The following is a 4,995-nucleotide window of genomic DNA, read 5'->3' on the forward strand; positions in this document are numbered from 1 at the left end:
AAGAAAGGATTACCCGGAAATAGGGGGTTGTTATTATGCGTCTAGGTTAGGGGTAACTGAGCACTTATATGAAAGGAGGAAACAGGCTACAGCAATCTTATGGAGGGAAATATATGAGGGTTTTAATCTACCTATTGGTGTCTGGTTTGTTAGGGAAAACGTTAGAGAAATGTTTAAAAATAAGCCTCTAATATTTGATTCTATAGAACCAGTATTCACTTACTTAAAAGAAATATTGAGGGTGGATTTAAAGAAGTGGTTAAGTAAATCAATGCTAAACTATAACACTATTGATAAATGGTTAGAGAAGTGAGTTTGATGATAGTAAAGAGAATTAAAGTTAAATCAGCATTAAGTAAATCGGGTTTGAGAGAGCTTGATTACAGTCTTAATCCCTATTTAGGCTGTATTCATGCTTGTAGTTATTGTTACGCACCTAACTTCACTCCAGATAGCGACGCTTCAACTAATTGGGGAAAAGTAGTTGTAGTCAAGGAGAATCTAGTTGAGGTTCTAAAGAGGGAAGTACATATGCTTAAGAGAGGCGTTGTTGGCGTTTCTACAATAACCGATCCATATCAACCTATTGAAGCCCTAGAAAGGCTAACTAGGAGAAGCGTAGAGTTGCTTTTACAAAATGGGTTTAGAGTTTCTATTCAAACTAAATCCCCCTTAGTATTGAGGGACATTGACGTTCTACAGAAGTATAAGAATAAAGTCGATGTGGGAATCACAGTTACTACTCTCTACAAGGATATTGAACCGAACGCTCCACCTCCTAAAGCTAGGATTAATGCGTTGAAAAAATTAAGCGAGAATGGAATTGAAACTTGGCTATTTTTGGGACCCATTATTCGTGGCGTAAATGATAGTGAAGTGAAGGATATTATTGAAGAGATTAGTGGCATAAGTACTAGAGTAGTATATGATCACTTCAATTATTATAAGGGGTTGAAGTTCAGAGAGGGAAGTAAGGAATGGTGGGAAGGTATCAAACAGATGATAAATAAGCTGTGCAGAGAAAACGGTTTGGAATGTCATGAGGAGAGTGAGGACTGGATATTCGAGAAAAGAAAGCAATATAAACCATTATTTTAAACGGTTCATGAATTAGTTTTATTATTCAAAATTTTAAGGAGTTAGACAACTAGCCTATTCTTCTGACCTCCTCCCCTTAGAGCGGTTCATAGGTTTACCGCCTTCACCACTTCATAGCTAGTGGGCATTAATACCCACTCGTCCAGCGATAGCTGGGTCTTCAGCCAAATTACCCCTATCCCTTGGGTAGAGGAGCCCCCACTCCACCCTCCTCGAGACTCGGGGATATGTACTGAGGAGGATGGACACGTTCTCATTACGCTTTATGGCTTCCCTCAATAATCTTCCTTCACTTAAAAACTTTACCCCGGGGGAGAGGCTTGTCCTTCCTTTGTCAAAATTTTCAATCTAATTGTTATCACAATAAAAACTGATATAAAACGAAAAACTGTTATACAACCCATTTATAAGATGGTTTTGAGTAATTTATTAAGATGTATTGCGTGGATGAGAGGAAAAGGATTCCAGTGGATGTAGTTTGTTCTTCTTACAACTTTAAGATAAGAGTCTTGATAAACGGAAAACCTCACATTGCAACCTATGAGGAACTTTGGAAGATGAGTTTAGATAACGTTAATACGATTCACCTATACGAGAAAACTGAATCAGCAATAGCTAATGATCCTTTCATGTCTATAGCTAGCTCATTCACGGTTTTCATTTCCGAAAAGGAGGACATTGAGGGATTTGCTGAATTCGTCTTAGGGAAAGTCCTCTTTGAAGTACGTTCTATAGTGCTAGCAGAGGAACCTAACATAAAACTTGAAGAAGATAAAGTAGCCTTATCCTCTATGCATTACTACTATGAGATATCGTTTAGGAATAATAGGTTAACGATAAGAGCTAAGGATAAGGAAGGTTACTATGAAGCTATGATAAGAACTCATAGCTTCAATTTTACTAAAGACTATAGGGAGTTGTTTAGAAACGTTGAGAGATTTGGCAGTACAACGAGAATAGTCTTCTAAAGGTTTTTTAACTATCATGATAATATAATACATATGAAAGTAATAGATTTAGCTAGCAGTATTATAATAACAATATCAACTGAGTCCTCAATGAGGGAAGTTCTTGATGTCCTATCTAAAGATCCATCTGGTAGAGTCGTAGTACTAAAGGAGGAGAAGCCTATAGGAATAGTATCGACTAGGGACGTAGTAGCCTCCTTCAGTGAGTATGGATTAGATATCATCAATTTGAAGGCTAAAGACATAATGAGTCAGGATTTAGTTTCAGTTTCCCCAAATGAGGAGGTAAATGAAGTAGTAAGGCTGATGTTATCTAAGGGTATAGGAGGGGTTCCAATTGTAGATAATAACGTTTTAGTAGGGATATTTACGGAGAGAGAAGTATTAAAGTTATTAACTTCCAACAACTTTTCTGGTATAATAGATTCAGTGATGAGCAAAGACGTCATTTGTATAGGTGAAGAGAGTGACATCCTAAATGCTGCCAAAACTATGACTAGATATAATATTAGAAGGCTACCAGTAATGAAAGATGATAAATTGGTAGGTATAATAACTGCTGCGGATATAGTTAAATTTATTGCAAAAAATGATAAAATAGGAAAAGTATTAGATGCAGGTAGTAAAAATTTAATAACTGTATCTAGATATGAGCGAATATGGAGAGCAGCTAAGATAATGATAGACAAGAGGATAGGCACGTTACCAGTAGTGGAAAATGAAAAACTAATTGGAATCGTAACGGAAAGAGATTTGATGTATGCTTTCTTAAACGTTTAAGCTACTATACTTATTTTTTATCATTACTTGTCACACTTTTTGCAGTTCTCTCAGTATCTGTCTCTCTCCAAGGCTCCACTTTCTCCTTAAACTCTACATCTTTCTTAATGTTAGCTAAATACATAGCTATCTTGCTAGCGTAATCATAATCGTAAACTCTATTTATCACTATCCTTTGTGCCTCTGGACTACCAGCCCCATGAACTGACTCTATGAGAAAAGCAACTCCTAAACTCACGTTTTCCAATAGTCTAATCATTCTCAATCTATCTTCTACTTTATAATCAGAAATTCCCTGCAGGTACTTCTCGATATAAGGCTTTAACTTAGGGTTCTTTAAGTCCGACTCACTAGGCCCAGTTCCTAAAATTCCACCTGCTATATCAGTTGAAAACTTAGTAATCTCGTATGGGAATCTAGTGACTAGCTGTTTAGTAACGTTTGCGAACATCGGATTAACCCACCAGCAATCGTTTTCGCATAACTTAATAGCATCTAAACTAGCTGCGATACCAGTTGAATACATATTTTCAGTTAGTAAAACCATTTCGGTGAGTTTGTTTTGTATATGAGGAGCTTTATCCACACCTACCTGCTTTGCCAGATTATAAGAAGCACCTATTATGACATCCGCTAAACCAGATTTACATCCACCATATCCTTGTCTATGATAAGCACTAAATATTTCAACTAATATTCCACTCATCTGCCAATCCTTATACATGAATACCCTTTCCCAAGGTACAAAAACGTTATCAAATATTACTAAACCTTCATGATTATACCTATAAGGTAAACCATCAATTTCTCCCTCTTCAAACCTCCTCGCATCATTCAATTGCCTTCCTACTATTACCTTTATTCCTTCAGTATCTAAAGGTATTGAAAAAGCTATTGCAAAATCTTGATCCTTCTCACTCATCCCCCTGGTAGGCATTACTACTATCTCCTCAGCTGTAGCTATCCCAGTAATATTTGCCTTAGCCCCTGCTACATAAATTCCTTCTTTAGTGACCTCTGTTACTCTTAAATATGCATTAGGCTGCTCACTGGGTTTTAAAGTCCTCACTCCCTTAACATCAGTCATAGCCCCAGCTAATGCTAAGTCGTTCTTCTGAACGTATTTTAAGTACTCCACAAATCTTTCGTAATACTCTTTCTTACCTTTCTCAGCCATTAACTTAGTTGTGATATAAAGTGTGTTCAGCGCATCCCAACCTACACACCTCTGGAAACAAGCCCCGGTCTTATGGCTTATCTTTCTCAGCAATTTTACCTTAGCAGCCAAGTCCTCCGGAGATCTATGTACATGAGTGAATCTGTTCACCTCTTCGTTTATGAACTGACTCCAAGCTCTACCCAGATGTTTAGTATCCTCCTCATGAGCTGCATCATAAGTAGCTTTAAATGATAGAACTGCTGGCTTTAAGAAGGGATCTTGAGTAACATCTTTAACTTCTTTACCCATCACGTAAATTTCAACTTTACTTCTATTCCTAATAGCCTCAACGTATTGCTCACCTGTTCTTAAAACCATATTATACTTTACACGTGGGAGTTTATAAAGTTTGATATCTACATTTAATAGTAATTATAAAAACTTCATTACTATGTTTTTAAAAATCCTAACTTATGACTTTAGTTTATAAAAGAGTATGTATACGTATTTATATGGAACAAGAGGAATTAAATACGTTAATTCAATTTCTTAAAATGCCTTCAGTTTCTGCTACCGGGGAAGGCATAGAAGAGACTGCAAACTATTTGAAGGAAACGGTAGAGAGGGTGTTAGGAGTAAAGGCTTACGTGGAGAAGACTAAAGGACACCCTGTGGTTTATTCTGAGATTAACGTTAAAGCAAAGAAGACTCTATTAGTTTACAATCATTATGACGTTCAGCCAGTAGATCCATTAAATGAATGGAAGTACGGACCATTTTCTGCTACTGTTGAAGACGGTAAAATTTACGCTAGGGGAGCATCTGATAACAAAGGTACATTAATGGCTAGACTTTTTGCAATTAAGCACTTATTAGATAAAAACGAGTTAGGCGTTAATGTAAAACTCTTGTATGAGGGAGAAGAAGAAATTGGAAGTATTAATTTAGAAGATTACATAGAGAGAAATGCTAACAAGTTAAAGGCTGATA

At 36.5% G+C, this 4,995-nt stretch carries 5 protein-coding genes and 1 pseudogene; 5 read left to right on the forward strand and 1 reads right to left on the reverse strand.

The features are described 5' to 3' along the window. From DMP16_RS07840 to DMP16_RS07855, 4 genes and pseudogenes are all read left to right on the forward strand, one after another. Positions 1 to 313: pseudogene (locus DMP16_RS07840) on the forward strand (hypothetical protein); the annotation flags it as partial. A gap of 5 nt (positions 314 to 318) precedes the next feature. Then, positions 319 to 1,098 (forward strand): radical SAM protein, encoded by a 780-nt coding sequence (locus tag DMP16_RS07845; RefSeq protein ID WP_069284749.1) that lies wholly within the window; start codon positions 319 to 321, stop codon positions 1,096 to 1,098. 434 nt (positions 1,099 to 1,532) lie between these two features. After that, positions 1,533 to 2,066 carry a hypothetical protein gene (locus DMP16_RS07850; RefSeq protein WP_069284121.1) on the forward strand — a complete coding sequence of 178 codons (534 nt, stop codon included), beginning with the start codon at positions 1,533 to 1,535 and terminating at the stop codon, positions 2,064 to 2,066. A 33-nt stretch (positions 2,067 to 2,099) separates the two neighbouring features. Next, positions 2,100 to 2,846 (forward strand): CBS domain-containing protein, encoded by a 747-nt coding sequence (locus tag DMP16_RS07855; RefSeq protein WP_069284120.1) that lies wholly within the window; start codon positions 2,100 to 2,102, stop codon positions 2,844 to 2,846. 10 nt (positions 2,847 to 2,856) lie between these two features. Here the strand turns inward: DMP16_RS07855 and DMP16_RS07860 are convergent, their stop codons facing one another. After that, positions 2,857 to 4,383 (reverse strand): 4-hydroxyphenylacetate 3-hydroxylase family protein, encoded by a 1,527-nt coding sequence (locus DMP16_RS07860; protein ID WP_143577063.1) that lies wholly within the window; start codon positions 4,381 to 4,383, stop codon positions 2,857 to 2,859. A gap of 134 nt (positions 4,384 to 4,517) precedes the next feature. Here DMP16_RS07860 and DMP16_RS07865 point away from each other — a divergent pair. Continuing rightward, positions 4,518 to 4,995 (forward strand): M20/M25/M40 family metallo-hydrolase (locus DMP16_RS07865; RefSeq protein WP_143577064.1); only part of this gene is annotated, 478 nt, incomplete at its 3' end.

This window comes from Sulfolobus sp. B1, from assembly GCF_007050195.1.
Lineage (GTDB): Archaea > Thermoproteota > Thermoprotei_A > Sulfolobales > Sulfolobaceae > Saccharolobus.